General features: G+C 35.1%; 18 protein-coding genes and 1 tRNA gene. 10 read left to right on the top strand and 9 right to left on the bottom strand.

The annotated features are described in order from the left end of the window. Positions 1-19: 19 nt before the first annotated feature. Together A9G09_RS05660 and thiI are read right to left on the bottom strand one after the other, a co-directional pair. The gene (locus A9G09_RS05660; protein WP_065633917.1) at positions 20-739 is read right to left on the bottom strand and encodes a response regulator; all 720 of its coding nucleotides are present in this window, start codon (positions 737-739) and stop codon (positions 20-22) included. A gap of 122 nt (positions 740-861) precedes the next feature. Next, complete coding sequence (gene thiI, locus A9G09_RS05665; protein ID WP_065633918.1) at positions 862-2,316, bottom strand: tRNA uracil 4-sulfurtransferase ThiI; 1,455 nt, start codon at positions 2,314-2,316, stop codon at positions 862-864. Between the two features lie 384 nt (positions 2,317-2,700). Between thiI and secG the strand changes: the two genes are divergently transcribed. The 7 genes from secG (at position 2,701) to A9G09_RS05700 (ending at position 6,135) form a co-directional block, all read left to right on the top strand. Further along, entirely contained in the window at positions 2,701-3,072 is a 372-nt protein-coding gene (gene secG / locus A9G09_RS05670; protein ID WP_065633919.1) for a preprotein translocase subunit SecG, read from the top strand. 7 nt (positions 3,073-3,079) lie between these two features. Then, positions 3,080-3,165 (top strand) — tRNA-Leu (locus A9G09_RS05675). A gap of 422 nt (positions 3,166-3,587) precedes the next feature. After that, on the top strand, positions 3,588-3,902 hold the full coding sequence (locus A9G09_RS05680) for a chorismate mutase (protein WP_065633920.1): 315 nt from the start codon (positions 3,588-3,590) through the stop codon (positions 3,900-3,902). Positions 3,903-3,915: 13 nt separating this feature from the next. After that, on the top strand, positions 3,916-4,431 hold the full coding sequence (locus A9G09_RS05685; RefSeq protein ID WP_065633921.1) for a ClbS/DfsB family four-helix bundle protein: 516 nt from the start codon (positions 3,916-3,918) through the stop codon (positions 4,429-4,431). A gap of 44 nt (positions 4,432-4,475) precedes the next feature. Next, positions 4,476-4,718 (top strand): hypothetical protein, encoded by a 243-nt coding sequence (locus A9G09_RS05690; RefSeq protein WP_065633922.1) that lies wholly within the window; start codon positions 4,476-4,478, stop codon positions 4,716-4,718. A 155-nt stretch (positions 4,719-4,873) separates the two neighbouring features. Further along, positions 4,874-5,395 (top strand): low molecular weight protein arginine phosphatase, encoded by a 522-nt coding sequence (locus A9G09_RS05695; protein ID WP_065633923.1) that lies wholly within the window; start codon positions 4,874-4,876, stop codon positions 5,393-5,395. A 224-nt stretch (positions 5,396-5,619) separates the two neighbouring features. Next, the gene (locus A9G09_RS05700; RefSeq protein WP_065633924.1) at positions 5,620-6,135 is read left to right on the top strand and encodes an O-acetyl-ADP-ribose deacetylase; all 516 of its coding nucleotides are present in this window, start codon (positions 5,620-5,622) and stop codon (positions 6,133-6,135) included. A gap of 196 nt (positions 6,136-6,331) precedes the next feature. Here A9G09_RS05700 and mukB read toward each other — a convergent pair whose 3' ends face one another. Genes mukB through mukF form a run of 3 tightly spaced genes read right to left on the bottom strand, consistent with a single transcriptional unit; the run spans position 6,332 to position 12,841 of the window. Further along, positions 6,332-10,750 carry a chromosome partition protein MukB gene (mukB, locus tag A9G09_RS05705; protein WP_065633925.1) on the bottom strand — a complete coding sequence of 1,473 codons (4,419 nt, stop codon included), beginning with the start codon at positions 10,748-10,750 and terminating at the stop codon, positions 6,332-6,334. Between the two features lie 2 nt (positions 10,751-10,752). After that, entirely contained in the window at positions 10,753-11,538 is a 786-nt protein-coding gene (gene mukE, locus A9G09_RS05710) for a chromosome partition protein MukE (RefSeq protein ID WP_081297492.1), read from the bottom strand. After that, positions 11,519-12,841, bottom strand: coding sequence for a chromosome partition protein MukF (mukF, locus tag A9G09_RS05715; protein ID WP_065633926.1), 1,323 nt, complete (start codon positions 12,839-12,841; stop codon positions 11,519-11,521). The genes mukE and mukF overlap by 20 nt, the downstream gene beginning before the upstream one ends. A gap of 405 nt (positions 12,842-13,246) precedes the next feature. On the opposite strand from mukF, the gene A9G09_RS12870 reads away from it, so the two are divergent. Then, positions 13,247-13,408 carry a hypothetical protein gene (locus A9G09_RS12870; RefSeq protein WP_176700952.1) on the top strand — a complete coding sequence of 54 codons (162 nt, stop codon included), beginning with the start codon at positions 13,247-13,249 and terminating at the stop codon, positions 13,406-13,408. A gap of 565 nt (positions 13,409-13,973) precedes the next feature. On the opposite strand, the gene A9G09_RS05720 is transcribed toward A9G09_RS12870, so the two are convergent. The 3 genes from A9G09_RS05720 to A9G09_RS05730 are packed head-to-tail and all read right to left on the bottom strand — an operon-like array spanning position 13,974 to position 16,882. Beyond that, positions 13,974-15,368, bottom strand: a complete 1,395-nt coding sequence (locus A9G09_RS05720) for an MFS transporter (protein WP_065633927.1) — start codon at positions 15,366-15,368, stop codon at positions 13,974-13,976. Beyond that, positions 15,365-16,321, bottom strand: a complete 957-nt coding sequence (locus tag A9G09_RS05725) for a nucleoside hydrolase (protein WP_065633928.1) — start codon at positions 16,319-16,321, stop codon at positions 15,365-15,367. The genes A9G09_RS05720 and A9G09_RS05725 overlap by 4 nt, the downstream gene beginning before the upstream one ends. A 24-nt stretch (positions 16,322-16,345) precedes the next feature. Further along, positions 16,346-16,882, bottom strand: coding sequence for a hypothetical protein (locus A9G09_RS05730; RefSeq protein ID WP_065633929.1), 537 nt, complete (start codon positions 16,880-16,882; stop codon positions 16,346-16,348). A gap of 748 nt (positions 16,883-17,630) precedes the next feature. On the opposite strand from A9G09_RS05730, the gene pntA reads away from it, so the two are divergent. Together pntA and pntB are read left to right on the top strand one after the other, a co-directional pair. After that, positions 17,631-19,163 (top strand): Re/Si-specific NAD(P)(+) transhydrogenase subunit alpha, encoded by a 1,533-nt coding sequence (gene pntA / locus A9G09_RS05735; RefSeq protein WP_065633930.1) that lies wholly within the window; start codon positions 17,631-17,633, stop codon positions 19,161-19,163. A gap of 15 nt (positions 19,164-19,178) precedes the next feature. Beyond that, the gene (gene pntB / locus A9G09_RS05740) at positions 19,179-20,573 is read left to right on the top strand and encodes a Re/Si-specific NAD(P)(+) transhydrogenase subunit beta (RefSeq protein WP_065633931.1); all 1,395 of its coding nucleotides are present in this window, start codon (positions 19,179-19,181) and stop codon (positions 20,571-20,573) included. 65 nt (positions 20,574-20,638) lie between these two features. Here the strand turns inward: pntB and A9G09_RS05745 are convergent, their stop codons facing one another. After that, positions 20,639-21,667: a prolyl oligopeptidase family serine peptidase gene (locus A9G09_RS05745; RefSeq protein WP_065633932.1), complete on the bottom strand. Its 1,029-nt coding sequence runs from the start codon at positions 21,665-21,667 to the stop codon at positions 20,639-20,641. Positions 21,668-21,835: the final 168 nt, after the last annotated feature.

The following is a 21,835-nucleotide window of genomic DNA, read 5'->3' on the forward strand; positions in this document are numbered from 1 at the left end:
CCTAAGTTAAAATATTACGTCAATTTTGTAACAAATCATCGTGACTATCAATAATAAATAAATATCCTTTTGAACGTAGCGTTTTGATCCAAGGCAATCCATCACTACGTGGTGGAAGTTTTTTACGCAAATTAGATACATGTACATCAATCGAACGTGCGAGTGGAATAAATTCTTTACCTAACACGGTTTCGCTCAGTGTATCTCGTGATATTATCTTACCACCATTCTCAAGAAGCTTAAGTAAAACTTGAAACTCTGTACCCGTTAAATCGATATATTGATCATCATAATAGGCTGATTGCTGTTTACGATTTACCGTAAGTTTATCAACAGTATATTGTAAAGGTAAATTACTGTCATCATTTGCAATATTATCCCAGCGCGTTCTTCGTAATAATGCGTTTATTCTTGCAATAAGTTCCCTATCATTGAACGGCTTTAAAATATAATCATCGGCACCCAGTTCAAGACCAATAATTTTATCCATTTCATCGTCTTTTGCTGTTAAAAATATAACAGGAACAGTACACTTGCTTCTAAGTTGGGATAATACATTAAGCCCATTCATTTCTGGCATCATTATATCAAGTAGAATCAGATCAAAAGTTGTATCAAATTTCTCTAAAGCTTCTTTACCATTATTTGCCGTTTCAACTTGAAAACCTTCTAATTCTAGTAGTTCGCATAGTAATGAGGCAATTTCTGGGTCATCATCAACTACAAGCAATTTACTCATTGCAATCCTCTTTTATTCATTTATCGCATTTATTTTTTTGATTAAATATAAAATTTGTATTTTCACTCAATTATTATATATGCAAAAAATGATAGTCTGGTTAACAATATGGTAAATAATTGTTAATTTGCATAATTTAACACCTTTACATTATGAAAACCTTGTTCAATTAAGTACAGTGCTTGTAATTTGCTCATTACACCCCTTGCACAATAAAGCAAATATTGTTTGCTCTGATCCAAATCACCGAATTGCGTTGCCAACTTATAAAAAGGTATCAACTTAATTTCAACATCGGCTAACTGTAAAGGATTGTCTTCTTGCTCTTCAGATGAACGAATATCAATAACAACATGATTATTATGCAAGGTAGAAACGGTCTCAACTCGCTCAATTGAAGTATCTGATTGTTTGGCTATTTCACGGATATCGATATTTTCAGCTTGTTCAACAGCCTTATCAAGTATTGAAAAATCGAAATTTAGCTCTTCTGCTTCAATTTTCTCTTTTACGGCTTTTACTGTTGGACTTTTCGAAATCACACCACAAAACTCTGGCATGGTTTTAGCAATATCTTCTGTGCCAATCTGACGAGCAAGATTGATAATGGTTTCTTTATCATGCGTGATTAGCGGACGTAAAACCAATGTATCACTAACATTATCAATTAAACGTAAGTTTGTTAATGTTTGACTTGATACTTGCCCTAACGCTTCGCCGGTAACAAGCGCTTCAACGTTATAACGCTGAGCTATTTTTGCTGCGGCACGAATCATCATTCTTTTTAAGATAACGCCCATTTGACCATCATCAATTTTTTCTAGAATTTCACCCACAACGTTAGAAAAATCAATGGCAATAAAACGAACTTTATGAGATGAACCAAACCGTTCCCATAAATAGTGAGCCATCTGTTTAACACCAATTTCGTGAGTTTTTCCCCCTAGATTGAAAAAGCAATAATGTACTCTACAGCCACGCCTAATTAACATATAACTGGAAACACCTGAATCAAATCCCCCCGAAATAAGTGATAAGACATCTTCTTGAGTTCCTGTTGGAAAACCACCAATACCATCATATCGACCTTTAACAAGCAGCAACTTATCTTTATCAATTTCTAAATTAACGGTAATATCAGGGCGATTTAATTTCACTTTGGCTGATTCAACATATTGATTTAATCCTCCACCGACATAACGCTCTACATCAATTGAAGTAAAATCATGTTTTCCTCGACGTTTAACTCGAACACAAAACGTTTTATTTTCAATAAGAGGAGCATAGTAATTTAATGCTTTTTCATAGATGTCATGAACGTCAACATAAGTAAGCTCTTCAACCGCTAAGATATGATGAATACCAGGGATACGCATTAGGTATTCTAAAATTTGACTTTCACTATCGACTATTTTTGGGCGAACTTCAATATAATCCCAGTGACGAATAACCGCCACGTCTTTAATATGATTTTTAAGAATATTACGAATATTACTGGTTAATATTTTAATAAAACGTAAACGTACAGAATCACTTTTGATGGTAATTTCAGGGAAAAGCTTAACAATAAATTTCATAAAACGAGCATGGACTATAAATAAAAATGGCGTCTATTATACTGATTTTCACAAAAAACACACAACCGAATATCGCGATATCAATTTAAACGGTCGGCAATATCATTAAATTAGACTTAGCCAATAATATAAAATTGTTTTGAAAACTGTTTACTGTATTGATTATATAAAAAATATAAAGATTAATTTAAATTTTTAGTAAAAAAAGATTTTTATTAATTTTAATACCAACGCTAAAAAATATTAGTAGTCATCGATTTAAACACTTAAATCTTAAATTATACCAACAATAACTTAAATTTTACTTGCTTGTTGGCGAGTCTTTCGCTAATATTTCGCAAAATTAAATTCTGTTGTATAACACATAAAAATTGACAGGTTGAAATGTACGAACTTTTGATTATCAGTTATTTGATTATCGCAGTTGCGATCATCGTTTTAGTTTTAATCCAGCGAGGAAAAGGCGCCGATATGGGTTCGTCTTTTGGTGCTGGTGCATCTGCAACTTTGTTTGGCTCATCTGGAAGCGGTAATTTTTTAACTCGCACAACAACGTTACTCGGTGTTTTATTTTTTATACTAAGTATTATTTTGTCTAATTTGGGCAGTCGCAGCCATATCACTTCTAGTGGTGAGTTCAATAATATTGAAGATAATGCTCCTGTAACCACGCAACAAACTACAGGTCAAGCACCGACAGTAGATCCTGTTATCAAATCTGAGAATAAGAACCCAACATCAGATATTCCAGAATAAAAACGGCGCCGTGGTGGTGAAATTGGTAGACACGCTATCTTGAGGGGGTAGTGCTCTAAGGGCATGCGGGTTCAAGTCCCGCCCACGGCACCAATTCAATAATCAGTAACATTCTTTAAAATCCTTTAAATCACATCAAAACTAGTAGAAACAAGGCTTAAAGCCTATTTTACTATTTCGTAAGCATTAGTAGGACACATTTACAACCAAAATAATGGGAGTATATCTTGGGGTAGGATAAAGTACCTTTATAATTAGATACCCCCAAAGGTGAAAAGTGGCTATTCAAACCACCCTTTGACAGATAGCCACACCAAAGCAAGCCTAGCGATAAAAATTACTCATTGTTTGACAGTGGAATAGATATTTACGAGTTAAAACGAGTTATAGTAAAAATAATCCCCCCAAAAAGCTACAAAGATATAATTCAAAATTAAAAATTATGATTAATAGTTTTATATAAAACAGCATAATGTTAGGATAGTCATTGATTAATTTTTAACAAGATAAATATCATGCAATATAATCCTAAGTTAACACCCAAACAATGCTGTAATATGGACGATATTCGTTCAGAGATAGATCAGATTGATTACACTGTTATTAAGCTATTTGCAGCTCGCTTTGAATATGTTAAAGCTGCTAGTGAATTTAAAAAAAGTGCTAGTGCTGTACAAGCCAAAGCCCGTGTTGACACTATGCTTGAGCAACGAAAGCTTTGGGCCAATGAGTTAGGACTAAATGGCGATATTATTAAAGCGTTATATGCTAATTTGGTTCGTTATTTTATTGATGAAGAATTAAAGCAATTTAAAAATAAAGAGAAATAAGGATAGTTTGCCTATGGCTTATACCAGTAAACAACAGTTATTGAATGAAATAAACAAAACAGCTAAATTGTTTATTGAAGAATTTGATACGTTAACAGAATCTCAAAAAGATCAGTTAATTCATGGTGTCGATCGTACTCCTGCGCAAATGATTGCTTATCAGTTAGGATGGTTGGATCTTGTTAAGTCTTGGGATGATGATGAACTTGCAGGACAAACCCCAACATTACCAGCAGAAGGCTACAAATGGAATCAGTTAGGCACATTATATCAACACTTTTATAAGATTTATCAGGATTATTCATTACAAGAACTGATTACATTATTTAACGAGAAACTTGCTATCTGGAATAATTGGATTGAATCTTTGGATGATGATACGTTATTTATTAAAGACAGACGTAATTGGACTAAACCTTTCCCAGAATCTTGGACCGTAGCGCACTTTATTCATATTAATTCTGTGGCACCGTTTAAATCATTTCGAACCAAAATCAGAAAGTGGAAAAAGTTAAGCGAACAAGTTTAAATGTAACTTAAAATTAATATCAATGTAATCCAAATAGGAATGATATGGCTTTTTCAGAAACAGAGCGACAACAATTGTTACAGCTAAAATTTGTGGGTAGCAAAATTATTGACAGACTTGAACAAATGGAACTTGATTCTTTTGATAAATTACGCCACGCCACTTTAGATGAAATTCTAAGCAAAGGCGCATTATTAACAGGATCAACTTGTTGGAAAAACAGCCAACAAGCTAAAACCGCCATAAATAATATTTTGTATTTAGTTAAACAAAACAACAACAGGTAAACATAATCGGCTTATTGTTTTTTTATTATATTGTTATTTGATAAATCGAAAGCTAATGAGTTATAACACTATGATAAACATTGTATTTAATGTTATTTAGTATAAAATTTGCTTAAAATTGTAATAAGCCATTGATAAAGGATAAAGGAAATAGAATGTCTATGTTAAAAAAATTTTTAGTTTGTTTATTTGTATTTTTTAGTAGTTCTTGCTTTGCATTAGATCATATTGTTACATTTGTTTGTACTGGTAATACGGGGCGTAGTCCAATGGCTGAAGCCTTGGCAAATGATTATGTAAAAAAACATAATCTAAATATTATCGTGCAATCAAGAGGTGTGAATGTTGATCCTAAAGAAACCGCACCAGAACAAGGGACAGTGACGGTATTAAAACAACATGGTATTGATATCTCATCACATAAAGCAACACAATTAACAAAAGAGGATATTGATAAATCAGAATATTTGCTGACTATGACACAAAAACATAAAGCAAAAATTTTAGAACAATATCCACAAGCAAAAGGTAAAGTCTTCACATTATCTGAGTTTTCTACAGGTAAAAATGAAGATCTTTCTGATCCCTATCAAAAACCTTTAGAAGCTTATATCAAAGTAGAAAGTCAATTAAATGAATTTTTGCCATTGGCTTTAAACAAAATAGCTGACAAATAATCAATTAATCCCTGATTAACATAAGGTGCCTTGCTGCTTTAGAATAGCAAGGCAAAATTTTCTATATAAAATACCATAAAGTTCAAATAGCAATATCAAATTTCATTCATGTTTTAGAAGTTATAGCGATTGATAGATATTACTTGTTGACAGATAAGTGTAAATCTCAAACTCTAAAATTTAAGAATCTACCTATGTGAAAAATCAGAATTGGCGTTCATACCGTGAAGAATAAAATTGAATTACTGCAAGCTGACATTACTAAAATTTCGACAGATGCTATTGTTAATGCTGCTAATACCTCATTGCTAGGTGGGGGTGGCGTAGATGGAGCAATACACCGAGCTGGCGGTAAAACCATCCTTGAAGAATGTATAAAAATCAGAGAAAAACAAGGCGGTTGTAAAGTTGGTGAGGCCGTTATCACAACGGCTGGTAACCTTCCAGCTAAATATGTTATACATACCGTTGGTCCATGCTGGAATGGAGGTAAAAATAATGAAGAAGAATTATTAAAACAAGCTTATCTAAATAGTTTTAAGTTGGCATCTCAGTATCCAATTACCTGTATATCTTTTCCTAATATTAGTACTGGTATTTATCGCTTTCCTAAACCAAAAGCAGCACAAATAGCATTATCAACAATAAATCAGTGTTTAATGCAATATTCAATAATCACAAAAGTGAATATTGTCTGCTTTGATATTGAAAATTATCATATCTATCAAGCTATGATTTAGCATTAACTTTGTTAAAAAACAAAGAAAAAAGTTAATTATCACTGATTAAATATCAGTTATCCAAAAATAAGAGTAGAACACTTTTTAAAATGCTAGATATTGACAAGGATTTATTACTTGTTAATTAACAAATAGAAAATTAGAAATAACATCTTCGTCGATTAAAATCGACGAAGATGTTAACCTTAAAAAATAGTTACGCAAAACCTTTTAAACCAACCACATGTACATGTTCTTGGTTATTCATTACTTTACGCACCAGTTTATAAGTAGTCCCTTTTTCTGGGCTGATATTTTCTGGTGCTGCAATAATCAACTGCATTTCGAGTCGTTCACACAGCTCAAATAATGTGGCAATTGATTTAGCATCCAATCGGGCAGCTTCGTCTAAGAATAATAAGCGACATGGTAAAATATCTTTATTACGTAAACGTTTTGATTCTTCTTCCCAACTTTGAATGACCATCAAGAGGATTGACATACCAGTACCAATTGCTTCACCAGTTGATAATGCGCCACTTTCCGCGCGTAACCAACCATCAGCACCACGATTAACTTCAACATCCAGCTCGAGATAGTTTCGATAATCTAACAGCTCTTCCCCAATATTTTGTGCAGTTCGTTGCCCCATATCAATATGTGGATTCAAACGTTGATAAAGTTTAGCTAACGCTTCTGAGAAGGTAATACGATTATTGCTAAACAGATCTTGATGCTCATTTTGATCATCGGCTAATGCAGCTAATAATGATGAGTGAGCTTCACGAATGGTAACATTCAAGCGTACACCGTTAACTTGTCCAAATGCCACAGCCTGTAGACCTTGGTTAAGCATACGAATACGATTTTGTTCACGCTGTATAGTTTTTCGAATAATGTTTGCCACACTTTTCGAACTTATCGCTAATTGTTGCTCACGCGAGGTTAATTCTTCAGTTAAACGTGATAATTCAATTTCCATTTGCTCAATTGCTTCAATTGGATCATCTGTTTTGACGATATCTTGACGAATTCGTTCACGAAGATGTTTATAAACCGCAATATAAAATTGAATTTTACGTTCCGGACGTTTTGGATCTTCAGATAATCGTAATACATCACGTAAATGTTCATTATCATTCACAGCCAAACGTAGTGAACCTAGCGCCTTATCTGACATTGAGCGCAGTTCATCAGCACTTAAATAAGCTAATTCTCGACGATGTAATCGTCGTTCAACGCTATTTTCTTTGACGAGCCGTAAAACTAAACACCAACCAGCTTTGGCTTCAACAACCTGTTCACGTAATTGTTTATAATCACGGAGTGTTTGAGCTAAACGTTTTTGCATTTGCGTCATTTCGCTTTCACACATAATCAGTTGTTTCTCGAGCGAACTACAGTGCTGACGGTTGCTGTTTAATTTTTGATGGATCTCATCACGACGTACCCTAGCCCTCTCTTCCGTGATGGCATCAGCTTTAACACCAATTTGTTCAATCTCTTTATGCAGTTCATTAAGCATGTCACGTTTAGTTTCAAATGCACTTTTTAATGAAGCTAATGTTTGATTGTATTGATTATACTTATCTTGATACTGCTGCATTTGACGACGAGCATCGGTTCGCTGTGCTTCTACAACGTCTAAACGAGCACGTAACTTTTCGTTCAAATCGGCATTTTCATTTAACATGCCGGCTGAATCTTCATAACTAAAATGGGCTCGGCGTTGCATAACTTCAGTAAGTGCAAACACTTGTTGACGAATAGTCTGTTGTTGCGACTTAACGGTATTATATTGCTCACGTAACGCTTCGTTCTGTTCTGGGTCACTTTGTAAAACGGCCACAATAGGCTCAAGCTCAGAAACAGTGTGACGATTGCGACCAACATATTGTGCAGCATCTTGTGCTTCGGCAACTTGTTCACGTAAATCATCAACCCGATCCGCTAAATCTTCGTCAGCTAATAAATGCATTTGCGCAACTAGACGATTAACCGTTGCTAACTGCTCTTTGCAATTAGCTACTTGTTGTTGATTCTGCTTATCTATCGCTTCTTGAGAGGATAATTGACGCTCAATCTCGTTGCGTCTTGTTGATAATTTTTGTGCTTCTGCTTCTGGATCAATATCAAAGGCAACGGATAAATATTCACCAATAAATTGACCCACATTTTGTTCTATACGTTGTAATTTTTGTAAATCAAACGAGATAGTGGCATAACGTTCATGAAGTTCATCACGCTCTGCCGATAATTTTTCCAGATGAACTTCACGAGCAGCTCGGCCAAATAATGGTACTGTTGGAAAACTGGAAAAGCGCCATTGACGATCACCAGTTTTAACCAATACCGCTTTATTCATCTCTTCACAATCAAATACACTGTCGTCAAATGAAGAAGGATCGCCTTCAATAAAATAGATATCTTCAGGGTAGTCTTCTTCGCTAGCTGTAAGATTTTCAAGCTGCGTTTTGACTAACGACAAGTCTGGTACCACAATCGCTTGTCTTGAAGGACCATATAATGCCGAGAAATAAGGCGCATCTTCAATAGTCACATCTTCATAAATTTCAGAAAGAAGTACACCATTAAATCGCTCAGCTAATGCCGATAAACGACCGTCATCAACACCACTAGGTTGATTGAGTTGTTCTATTTGTTTATCTAATTGAGTTCGTTTAAAGGTTATCTGATCGCGCTCTGTAACCAATGTTCGTTCTTGCTCAAGCAGCTGCTGCATATGTTGCGTGACAGCTTGACTGTGGGTAAAACTTTGTCCGGTTTGTTCTTGTAAGGCAATTAAAGCATCTTGTGCTTTTATCCACATTGGTGCTTTTTGTCGATAATCCGCTATTTTAGATTGAATTTGTTCAAGTTCTTGTCTAAATTCAATGCGTTTTTCACTAGATTGATTAGCAAGTTCCGCATTTTCATCTAACTGAACTTCAAGTTCCTGTTTTAGTTCATCAAGTTCATCATAATTAACATGTCGACCAATACGTTTGCAAAATTGGTTTAATAGTGATTCTGCTTCTTTTTGTTCAAAAAAGCGTTGTTCAAGCTCATCAAGTTGTAATTGTAAATGTTCAGCTTGTTCAGCTTGATAACATTGTGAAGGCCATTGTCTTAGTGCTTCTTTAGCAGCAGTAAATGCTTCACTACGAACAACATCGCCAACCAGTTTTATTACAAGTTGATAAGCACGATCAAACTGATTAATCGCGGCATCAGAAACACTTAATCTTTGCTCAAGTTCTAAAACTTGCTCGGTAATCTCTTTTTGTTTTTCAGAAAAAACGTCAAAGTGATTTTCGATATTACTGATCCCCAATTTTGGTAAATGGCATAAAGACTGTGCATTTTTTAACGCTTGCAAAGCTTGTTGATACTGAATTGCCCGTGTTTGCTGCACATCAAGAGCTTGTTGATAATCAGCTAATTGCGTTTTTATTTCATCAACTTCTTGTTCAGTTTGTTCAGCCTGATCACGGTAGCTTTGGTACTGTTCATTCGCTTCAATAACAACTTCATTTTGTTCTTCAAGTTTTAGATTAAGATCATCTAAGTCCGCTTGATAGCGATCAATTTTTTCTTGTTGGCGTAAAGCTGTTTGCGCTAGATTAAGATGGTCATTTGCCGCTTGTAAATCAGTTTCTAGGTCATTTTGGGCTTCTTGAAACTCTTTGAGCTCTTTTGCCATTTCAACTTGACGATATTGATGACTGATTAACAAATCTTGCGTTTTAAACATATCTCGACGCAAACCAAGTACCGATTCAATATGAACACGGCGCTCATTAGCATGGCGCATATAATCCGCTGCCACATAATTAGTTGATTCAGTAATGAGGTGTTTAAATAGATCGCGATCAGATTGCGTAACGCGAATCGCTTCTAATGTCATGCGATTTTCACGTAGTGCCGCCTCCATATCCTGAAAAGCTTTACGTACACCACTGTTTTCAGGTAATAAGTAATCACGCAATGAACGAGTAATGGCACTTGAAATCCCACCATAAAGTGACGCTTCAATTAATCGGTAATACTTACTACGATCAGATGAGGTACGTAATCGTTTTGGTAATATACCAAAATCAAACATCACTGAGTGATAATCAGTAATAGAGTTAAATTGTTTAAAAATCACGCCCTCTATTGATTCAATTTTATCTTTTAATTCAGGCAGTGATAAAATTCGTGCTTGTTTGTCGTTTACCCTTTCTGTCACTAATTCTGTTGGTTTGATTTCAACAGGTAAACCTTGTATTAGAAAAGGTTTAATATCGACTTTTTTATCACGACCCGCAACTTGCTGTAATCGAACACCACATATAATCCGTTGATGACGTGAATTGATCACATCAAGCATCGAATAACAAACACCAGGTTTTAATTTACCATGTAAACCTTTATCTCGAGAACCAGAAGTTGCACCAGCTTCGGTAGTGTTACGAAAATGTAATAAGGTTAAATCTGGAATCAATGCAGTAACAAAAGCCGCCATGGTGGTTGATTTACCTGCCCCATTCCCCCCAGAAAGTGTGGTGACAAGTTGATCTAACTCAAATGTTCTGGCAAAAAAACCGTTCCAGTTGATTAAGGTTAAGGAGTGAAATTTTCCGTGTTCAATCATAATTATTCAATCTCCTCGTTAACTTCATCATCTTGTTCTTCATTATTATCATCTAAGATAAGTGACGATTCAATTTTGATCGCTTCACCATCCCGAATTAGGCGTAATTGTGCTTCTTGGGCATCGTCACTACTGCGCACGTCAGCGCCAAAACGGAAAATAGATTCATTAATTCGAAAACGGCTGCTGTCATTACCGACAATAAAAAAGATCATACCTAATCTGCGCAGACGATTTAGGGCCGTTTTAACTTTATCAAAGAGTTTTTGCCGATCTAAATCAGACCCAGTTGAACGCTGGTTGACCAACTTTAATAGTTTGCTTTCATCAGCTAAAGACACCAGTTCATCAAACAACTCTTGTAAGGTAAAAATACCTTCGTGAGCTAGCCGTTCAGGACTTAAATAGAGGTAACAAAGCACTTTACCAACAAGCATATCTAACTCCGATAGAACAGAACGAGGAATTAATGTTGTTGATCGAGGGCGAAGGTAGAAAAACCCTTCCGGTGCGCGTATTAGCTCAACATTATAGCGTTGATAAAATTGTTCAAGCTCAAGTTGAAAATCCATTAAAAAAGCATGTTGATCGAGTTCATCAATACCTATATGACGCCCAGAACGAAGCAAACTATCCAATTCAGGAAAAATAGGATTAGCAATTGCTTGAGCTAATTTTACCGGCATGTATTTATCGATTGACGCTTGAGAGCTCGCTGCAATACGTCCGATAACCTCATCAATATGATGAGCGGTTTGTTCTAATTCTTTAATATCTGTTGATGACATGTGCTTGTACCTTAGCTCCATAATCGTTGATAGGTTTCCATTCGGCAGGGATACCGAGCAAATCATCTTCGGCAATACCTAGACGAATAGCTTGATCGATAAATAATCTTGCAATATCAAAATGTTGTTCGCGTGGGAACTGTGCTAAATAGCTACGAATGGCAACACTTATATCAAGTGGTTTATTTTGTTGTTTAAAAACCAATAAATTTTGTTCAATATGCGCAATAATATGTTCTTGAAGTTCTTCAATCATTTCATATTCAAGTTCTGATGGTAATTCACCTGTGACTTCAGCTTCATGTAAAGCAAGTTCTTCATCACGCATATCAAGTAGACGGTCGGCATTAGCAAAAGTCAGGGACCAAGGTAAATCAAAATAGCTCTGAATCGATTTACGTAATCGTTGAGAAAATACACGATTTTTATCTAAATCAATTGCTGTACGGATAAATTTATGAACATGTCGGTCATAACCTATCCAAAGATCTATCGCTTTTTGCCCCCAACCAATAATACGATCTAGTTTACCTTGTAGATCGATTACCACGTTATTAATTTTATCTAAATCGGGATTAGCTAACGTCGCATCTTGAATTAACAATAGACTTGCTTGAAGCTTATCACCCGCTGCGGCCAGCGTATCTTGCAACTCTCGTAAGGTTTGCGAAGTTTCGGTTAATAACCCTTCACAACTGGTAATGGCAGCTTGCCAGTCTTGACTTAATAATGCCGAAATATTTTGTTTTACATCGGCTTGCTGCTCATCCATCACACGTTGAGTAATATCAATACTATCAAATATTTCAGCAACTGAATATTTTAGTGGAGCAAACACATTTCGATGCCAGTGTAAGTCATCCCCTCCTTCCAATGCTGCATCAGCGGCTCGTTTTAACTCTTGAGCAACAATGGATAATTGGATAGACAAACGTAACGTTGAAAACTCCCGCTGGCGAATATAGTAATCAGAAATACCAATACCTAACGGTGTCAAACGATAAATAGAATATCCATCAGTCATTTCGCTAGCAAAACGCGTAATTAGCCGCTGACGCACTAGGTCATTAATGGCATTATTTGCTCGAACAGTGATGGTATCTTCACTCTGTTCAAAAATTTGTGAAACATGCCTGAAAGCATCAATTAATTCAGATTCGGTCATTTCACCATCAAAACGCTCGCTGTTTAATACGGCAATCGCCAATAAAAATGCAAGCCGTTCTACCGGCAAATTAATTGAAAAATCATTCTTTTTTGCCCAAGAGACCAATTCTGGCACTGATTGGGAAAAATCCATCATAGCGGTTCCTTAATTAAAGACACTAAATTTTTAAACGTATCTTAGAAATAATATGAGAAACACAATATATTGTGCTAAAGACAAAATATTATCGATTATATAACAATTTGTAGTAGTTAAAAATAACTAAGTTTGAGATTTATCATTTAACTTAATTAAAAAGCAACAAAGTCAATTTAATTAAAAATACATATAATAATTGAGATTTTCTTTTTTTATTTTCGATTAATCCTATTTGTTGTCGTTGAAAAGATCAACGACAACAAAAAAATAATTATCATGATTAAATTTTAATCTTAAATGATCTTGATATGTTATGGAATTAATTGTTTAATTATTGTACCATTTTCTTGACTTATAGTTATATTAATAATAATGGTTATCTTTTTATAAGGGAGAAAACAAATGAAAAGTCTATTATACATACTGTTAGCTGGATTTATTGCATATGTTGTATCAAAAGCCGTTTCTGCAAACGAAATCGATACAACGCACCGTGTTGTTCAACACCAAGGAGTTTTAAGTGAAAGCCATTTGGATAGTGGTGATAAACTAAATAGTCTCTGACAGTTCAGTCATTACTATCATGATTAGCTAGGATTGTTGATCTCGTAATGCCTGCACGTTAATTTTGTGATAATTGGCGTGTTGATAATACAGCTGCTTGTTGTAGCAGTTAGGTTTAATTGTGGATATTGAATTGAGGACACGCAAGGTAAGCCTGTTGTTTACCACGTGTCAATAAATAAACCTAAAATCGCCTAAGATATAGCATGACCAATAGCTGAACTATCCATTCCCCAAAATTAAAATCTACCAATGCTTTTTTATTATAGTTTTAAAAGAGAATAATCTAATCAACAACATGCTTACTATTATTGATATTGTGAATAATGTAGATAAAGCAAATAATCAAATGATAAAGAACAAGTCATAATCGCGCTATTTAATTGAGTGTTAAATATCATTGTTGCTGTAACTAGTTTTCAATTTGAAAAAACATTTAGCCACTCAAGACAAATTTTTAACAGCTTAGTGCCTACACTTATGCACAGAACAAGACTAATAAAGTTGAATTTGATTGTGGTATTTTTGAAAGAGTAAAAACGGGATGGGTTATCCCGTTTTTTAATTACTGCGTTACTTCTGCATTGATTGGTCGAGGAATTAAGAAACTACTAAATAACGCTAAAATAGTAATCACTAATCCTACTAAAATACCATTAAAATACCCCGTCATCGTATTACCATTTATCATTTGAACTGCGGGTAATAACGCAAAACTTAATCCTGCACCTAAGTTAAACGCACCGGCATTCATTCCAGGTAAAAATCCTTGATTATCGGCAGGTGATAAGACAACACCTAAACCATTTAAGATAATATTGGCCATTCCTGCGTAAAAGACGCCCAGTGCAATTACACCGATTGATAAGATAGGTAAGGAATGCACACCATAAAATAAGATCACTAAGATACCAACAATACAACCAATCAAACCCAATTTGAGGACATTGTTATATCCAATCGTTGGTGCTAAGCGACCAGAAAATGGTCCAACAAACCAACCAATTAAAGCATAAGGTGTCAGCAAAATTAATGACGCCCAATCAGGATTTAAACCAAATCCTATATCGTGATTTTGCGCAAGTGACATAACTAAACCATTTACTATGGCAAAAATACCTGTCATAGTTAAGGTGGTTGTTAACAATAAAGCCCAAGTAGCACGTTTTTTCAGATGTGTTGTTGTCACCAAAGGTTGTTTATTTCGTTTTTCGACATTCCAAAATACAATAAAACAAACAATGGCAAATACGGTTAAGCCAGTAACAATTAACCAATTTGCATTAGCCAAATTACCTGCTTCATTCAGTGCCAATAATAATGCAGCAAGCGTTAAGACTATTAATATAACCCCTAACCAATCCATTTTAGTTCCTGCTGAAGGCTTAGATTCAGGAGCAAAACGAAAGACTAGATAAGTTGAAATAGCGGCTACCACAGCAATTACCCAAAATACAGAACGAAAGCCCCAATAAGTAGCAAGTAAGCCACCTGCTATCGCATCGACACCAGCAATACCACCATTCACTGCGGTGATAATACCCATTAACATGCCATATTGTTTGACATCTTTTACTTCGTAACTAAGCATAAGTAAGCAAAGTGGAACAACAGGACCAGATACGCCTTGAATAATGCGCGCTGCATATAAAACTTCAATATTAGGTGCAACAGCAGCTAATATTGTTCCTATTGTCATAATCAATAACATAACCGTTAATACTTTTTTACGACCTTTGATATCGCTCAAGCGCGGAAGAAAGAGTGAAAACAGCGCTGCCGCAGTAAAAAAAGCAGTTTGTGAAAATCCAACAGCTGCATCATTGGTGCCTAATTCTTTGGCTATAGTCACTAATACAGGGCTTAACATACTTGCATTGAGCTGAAAAGCAACACAAGCTGCAAGTAACGCAATCATTAATGTTAAAATACTTTTTTTATCGTTGCTTTGTGCAATCATACATTTACCTCACCAATTCGCTTTAATGCATCAACGATTAAATCCCAAAAACCTGCATGATCAAGTTTTGTTGCCACTTGTGTATGGCAAGTTTCATCGACTGGAAAACGAAAATCAGCAACGGTCATACCTAAAGTTAATGTTCCTGTAAGCTCTATATCAACAGGAACTCGTCGAGTTTTAATTAAATCCGGATTAATAACATAAGCTACAGCACAAGGGTCATGTACTGGTGGATAAGTAAAACCTTGTGCTTGCTTATACATTTTTCCAAAGAATTCAAGCATTTCAAGTACAAATGTTGCTGGTTTTGTTTTGATTGCTGAGATTTTTTCAATTACTTCAGGCGTTGCGAGAGCTTGATGAGTTAAATCTAATCCCACCATAGTCACAGGCCATTTTTCATTAAATACTATATGGGCGGCTTCTGGATCGATTTTTATATTAAATTCAGCCACTGCACTCCAGTTACCTACATGATAGCCGCCGCCCATTAAAACCACTTCTTTGACTCTTTCGACAATTTTGGGTTCTTTGCGTGCAGCCATCGCAATATTAGTTAAGCCACCAGTTGGGACCAAGGTAATAGTTTTGGGTGGATGAGACATAATTGTATCGATAATTAAATCAATAGCATGCCTAGAATCCAATTGAATAGCGGGTTCGGGTAATACAGGACCATCCAAACCTGAATCACCATGAATATCTGGTGCAATTTCAACATTCCTCACTAGTGGTCGAACAGCACCAGCGGCAAAAGGAATATTAGTTATGTTAGCAATACGGGCAACTGATAAAGCATTACGGGTCACTTTTTCTAATGTTTGATTCCCAACTACAGTTGTTACCGCTAATAATTCAATATTAGGATTACCATGCGCCAATAAAATGGCAATAGCGTCATCATGACCTGGATCACAATCAAGAATGATTTTTTTAGGTTGATTTGTCATTAAGCGTTTTCCTCTAGTAAATTTTTAATTCGCCATTCTATCAAGTACATTTTGACAAGATGACATAGTTGATGTTCCTTCACGTTCAACCACTAAAAATGCAACAGCACCATCGGCTATCGGGTAAAAAAACTTTCCGTCAGCTTGTGATAAACTTAAAGCGTAAATAAAATTGTTGGCCATTTCGAACATGCTAAATAAGGCAAATCCAGAAATTTGAATATATCTATAATTTTTAACATAAAAAGCGAGAGGACCATTACTATTGAATAGGGTGATAATGGTTTGAATATCAAAGGAATGAATTTTACTAACAATTAGTTTGATCGTATCAAAACTATTTACGTTAATGCCAAACATTAAACTTGTTTGAATTTTATTAGATGTAATTTTATTAATATAAAGTAATAGTTGTATCATCTTGTTAAAATAAGCAATAGGATTAACAATGACTTCAATGCCTAAAGCTTTAGCTAATTTTATTACATTAAAAACAGCATCACTAGATTTTGCAAGTTGCGCTAATAAGATATCAGATTTTTTTAAGTTCGTTTCTAACATTACAATTTTTTATCAATCCTTGATTAAATAAACCACTTAATTTGATTATTATCTTTACCAAAGTTAATTAAAGTATCTTTGGTCGCTTTATTACCGTAATGAGATAAAGCAAAAAAATTCATACTTGATAGCAAATAATCAGGACGCTAACTAAATAGTTCTCGTTACATCAAGTTATCAAATCCAATTAAGTTTTGACTAAATTATTAATACTTTTTTACTTATACTTTTATATATTCACTCTAGTTAGTTGTGTAGCGATAACAATATTCACAATTCACATAACACAAAATACCGATATTTCTCTATAACTTTCTTTTTGCTTTTAGCATTTTATCTTTACTATTTATAGCTCATTGCAACCAGTTGAAATAAAATAAATTTTTTTAGATTTATGTTCATCTAAATATCCCAGAATAACTTTATATTTTTTCGAAAAAATAGACTTATTCTTTGAGTATTATTTGATCAGTATAACGGAGCTAGATGATAAAAAGAGTGATAAACATCATAATTTAGAAAATAAAAACAAAACTTAAATAATTAATTAAATCAGTAGGTAATAACCATGAATCGGCAAACAATAAATTGATTATTGCTCCATTTAAGAAAGAATCGACAAGCTACTTATTAGTTATGATAATAATGTGACTTGGTAGATAAAAAATAAATTCCTTACTCGCACTGCCGCTAATTTATGCTAAAATCGAAAATCATTAATAAACACTAAACATAAGGATGTAACGAAATGCATATCGGTATACCAAAAGAGCGGTTAGCCAATGAAGCTAGAGTTGCAGCAACTCCACAAACAGTTGGACAACTGTTAAAACTTGGATTTACAGTCTCTGTAGAACAGGGTGCAGGGCATGCTGCTCACTTTGAAGATCAAGCATTTATTGATGCTGGAGCAACAATTCAAAACACACATGACATTTGGCAAAATGACTTGATTTTAAAATTTCATGCACCAACAGATGATGAAATCGCATTAATGAAAGAGGGTTTAACCCTTATCAGTTATATTTATCCAGCCCAACATAAAGAACTACTAGAAAAATTAGCAGCCAAAAATATTACAGTCATGGCGATGGATTGTGTGCCACGTATTTCTCGTGCTCAATCATTAGATGCACTAAGTTCTATGTCAAATATTGCTGGCTATCGTTCTGTGATTGAAGCTGCCAATCAATTTGGTCGATTCTTTACAGGTCAAGTCACTGCCGCAGGTAAAGTGCCACCAGCAAAAGTATTAGTCATTGGTGCAGGTGTTGCTGGTCTTGCAGCAATTGGCGCTGCGGTAAGCCTTGGTGCAATTGTTCGAGCTTTTGATACTCGCCCTGAAGTTGCTGAACAAATTAATAGTATGGGCGCTGACTTCTTAGAGTTAGACTTTGAAGAAGAAGCCGGCTCTGGAGATGGTTATGCAAAACAAATGTCTGCTGCCTTTATTGAAGCTGAAATGGCATTATTTGCAGAACAAGCTAAAGATGTTGATATCATCATTACTACAGCATTAATTCCAGGTAAACCAGCACCAAAACTGATTTCGAAAGAGATGGTTGAATCAATGAAACCAGGTAGCGTTATTGTTGATTTAGCGGCTTTAACCGGTGGTAACTGTGAATTAACTAAGCCAGGTGAAGTTTATGAAACAGATAACAATGTAAAAATTGTTGGCTATACTGATTTGGCAAATCGCATGCCGGCCCAAGCATCACAATTATATGGAACTAACATTGTTAACTTATTAAAGCTACTTGCCAAAGAAAAAGATGGCAACATCGACATTAATTTTGACGATGTGGTTATTCGTGGCGTAACGGTAGTTAAAGATAAAGAAATAACATGGCCTGCACCACCAATTCAAGTATCAGCACAGCCGCAGAAAAAAGTTGCAGCGCCGGTTGCTAAACCTGAACCTAAACCAATGGATCCGCGCAAAAAATATGGCATTTTAGCGTTAATAATCATTGCTTTCTTCTGGTTGGCTAATTCTGTTCCTGAAAGCTTTTTAGGTCACTTTACCGTATTTGCTCTATCATGTGTAGTTGGTTATTACGTAGTATGGAATGTAACTCATTCTTTACATACACCGCTCATGTCAGTAACTAATGCGATTTCAGGTATCATTTTAGTTGGTGCAATATTACAAGTCGGTGATGATAATGGCTTAACTACGGCAATTGCCTTTGTTGCTATTTTAATTGCTAGTATCAATATTTTTGGTGGATTCTTTGTTACCCAAAGAATGCTAAAAATGTTCCAACGTGGCAAATAAAGGAGAGTATCAATAATGTTAAGTAATGGAATTATTCAAGCAGCTTATGTAATTGCTGCCTTACTGTTTATATTCAGTCTACGTGGTCTTTCCAATCAAGAATCTGCTAAATCGGGTAATATCTATGGTATGATCGGTATGGCAATTGCACTTGTTGCCGCGATTGCTAGCATCAATGGTGGATTACATTGGGTCATCATTGCGATGATTATTGGCGCGGCTATTGGTTTATATTTAGCCAAAAAAGTAGAAATGACACAAATGCCAGAACTTGTTGCACTACTTCATAGTTTTGTTGGTATGGCTGCGGTACTAGTTGGTTTTAATAGCTTTTTAGACTCACATATTTTTACCTTCTCATCGAGTGAAATTACCGTTCATTTGGTCGAAATATTTGTTGGTGTTTTTATTGGTGCGGTTACATTCTCTGGTTCGATTGTCGCTTTTGGCAAACTAAATGGTCGTATTAGTTCAAAACCATTATCTATTCCAAATAAACACTATTGGAACCTTGCTGCTATTGTAGTATCTGTAATACTTATGTTTACATTTGTCAATCTGCAAACAGGAGCTGGCGCGCTATTTTGTTTACTCATTATGACACTTATAGCATTAGTCTTTGGTTTCCATCTTGTTGCATCAATTGGTGGCGCAGACATGCCAGTTGTTATTTCAATGCTTAACTCCTATTCTGGATGGGCAGCCGCTGCGGCAGGATTTATGTTAGGTAATGATTTGCTCATTGTAACTGGTGCTTTAGTTGGTTCTTCAGGCGCAATTCTTTCTTACATTATGTGTAAAGCAATGAATCGCTCATTTATTAGCGTAATTGCCGGTGGTTTTGGTAGTGATGGCAGTTCATCAAGCTCTTCAGAAGAAGAACAAGGTGAATACCGTGAAATTCAACCTGCTGAAGTTGCACAAACTTTAAAAGAAGCACGCTCAGTTATTATTGTTCCTGGTTATGGTATGGCGGTTGCACAAGCACAAGGTGCAGTCAGTAACATTACTGAAAAACTACGAGCTATGGGTATTGAAGTAAGATTTGGTATTCACCCTGTAGCAGGGCGTTTACCGGGGCATATGAATGTATTATTAGCCGAAGCTAAAGTACCTTACGATATCGTGCTTGAAATGGACGAAATCAATGACGACTTCCCTGATACGGATGTTGTATGGGTCATTGGTGCAAATGATACGGTTAACCCAGCGGCGGAAGAAGATCCAAATAGCCCTATCGCAGGTATGCCAGTTCTTGAAGTTTGGAAAGCTAAAACGGTTATCATTTCTAAACGTTCAATGAATACCGGTTATGCCGGCGTTCAAAATCCACTATTCTTCAAAGAAAATAGTTATATGCTATTTGGTGATGCCAAAGATAGTGTTGAAAAAGTGTTACAAAATCTTTAATGATAATTAGTCTTATAGAGAATACAAAATATTACTGCGGCCTAGCCGCAGTAATTTTATAAGAGTTAAGGGGTTAAATTTATTTGAGCTAAAAAAGTAGTAATTTGTTTAATTATTTCACGATGAATCTCGGCTCGAGTTCGTTCCCCACCATCCTTACAAATAATACCTTCGCCTTGAGCTTCTTGCTCTAATATTTCTATCGCCTGTGGTTTACAAACTTGTATAAAACTAAAATGCATCGCATCTGGTATCACCGTATAAGTAGATAGTGATTTTGACAGGAACTGCATTAAATAGCCTGATTCAAGCTCTGCATCCATATCACCTACATCAATTCCTGCACCAATAATTAAAGAAGGGATGCTAATATCTTTTAAACTTTCCGAAGTAAAACCTCTGGCTAATCCTGCATCTAAAGAGATAAATGATTTTATTCTTGGATCGAATAAACTTTGATTTAATTTTGGATTATCAAGGCCGAGTTCAGTCACTAATTGACAAGCTTTTAAATGGGAATGAATTGTACAGTCTTGCTTAAAAAGCTCTGTATCAAATTTTGCTCCAGCAAGTGCAATTACCGTCCAACCACCAAGGGAATGCCCAATCGCTGATATATTATTCATATCAATCGAGTTTGCTAAAGTCTCATCTTCTTTCAAATAATCAATTGTTCTACTCAAATCTTGTGGGCGTAACCATAATTTAGAAGATTGATGAATATCTTTATCAAAAGCAGTTGTACCTGGATGATTTGGTGCGGCGACAATATACCCCTTTTCGGCCAGTTCATAGGCAAGCCAACTTAAATTTTGCTGGCTGCCGCCATAACCATGCGAGAGAACAATTAAGGGATGCTTACGATAATCTAAAACAGGGGTTGCATTGAATAGAACTTTATAACCATAAAAAATAGCATTATCGCCAACCATTACGCTATCTTGTTGATTATTCGCTTTATACCATATTGCTATATTCAACGGTCGGCTACTTTGTTTATCGTAATAGATTTGCTTAAACCCTACATCTGAATATGCATAATTGCTAAGGGTAAAGATAAAATAAAAAATTAAGCCAATGTAGAATTTAGTCATTCAATTTATCCCTATTAAAAAAATTGCCTATTTGCAATTGGAATGAATATGAAGACTTAACAATAGAATAAATAATACAATTTGTTAATCAATATTTGAATTTATCAAATTAGGTATTTAACAAATAATATGACACGTTAGTTTATTAAAAACAGTAAATTCACTCTA

The sequence above is a fragment of the Gilliamella sp. wkB292 genome (assembly GCF_001690235.1).
GTDB lineage: Bacteria > Pseudomonadota > Gammaproteobacteria > Enterobacterales > Orbaceae > Gilliamella > Gilliamella apicola_F.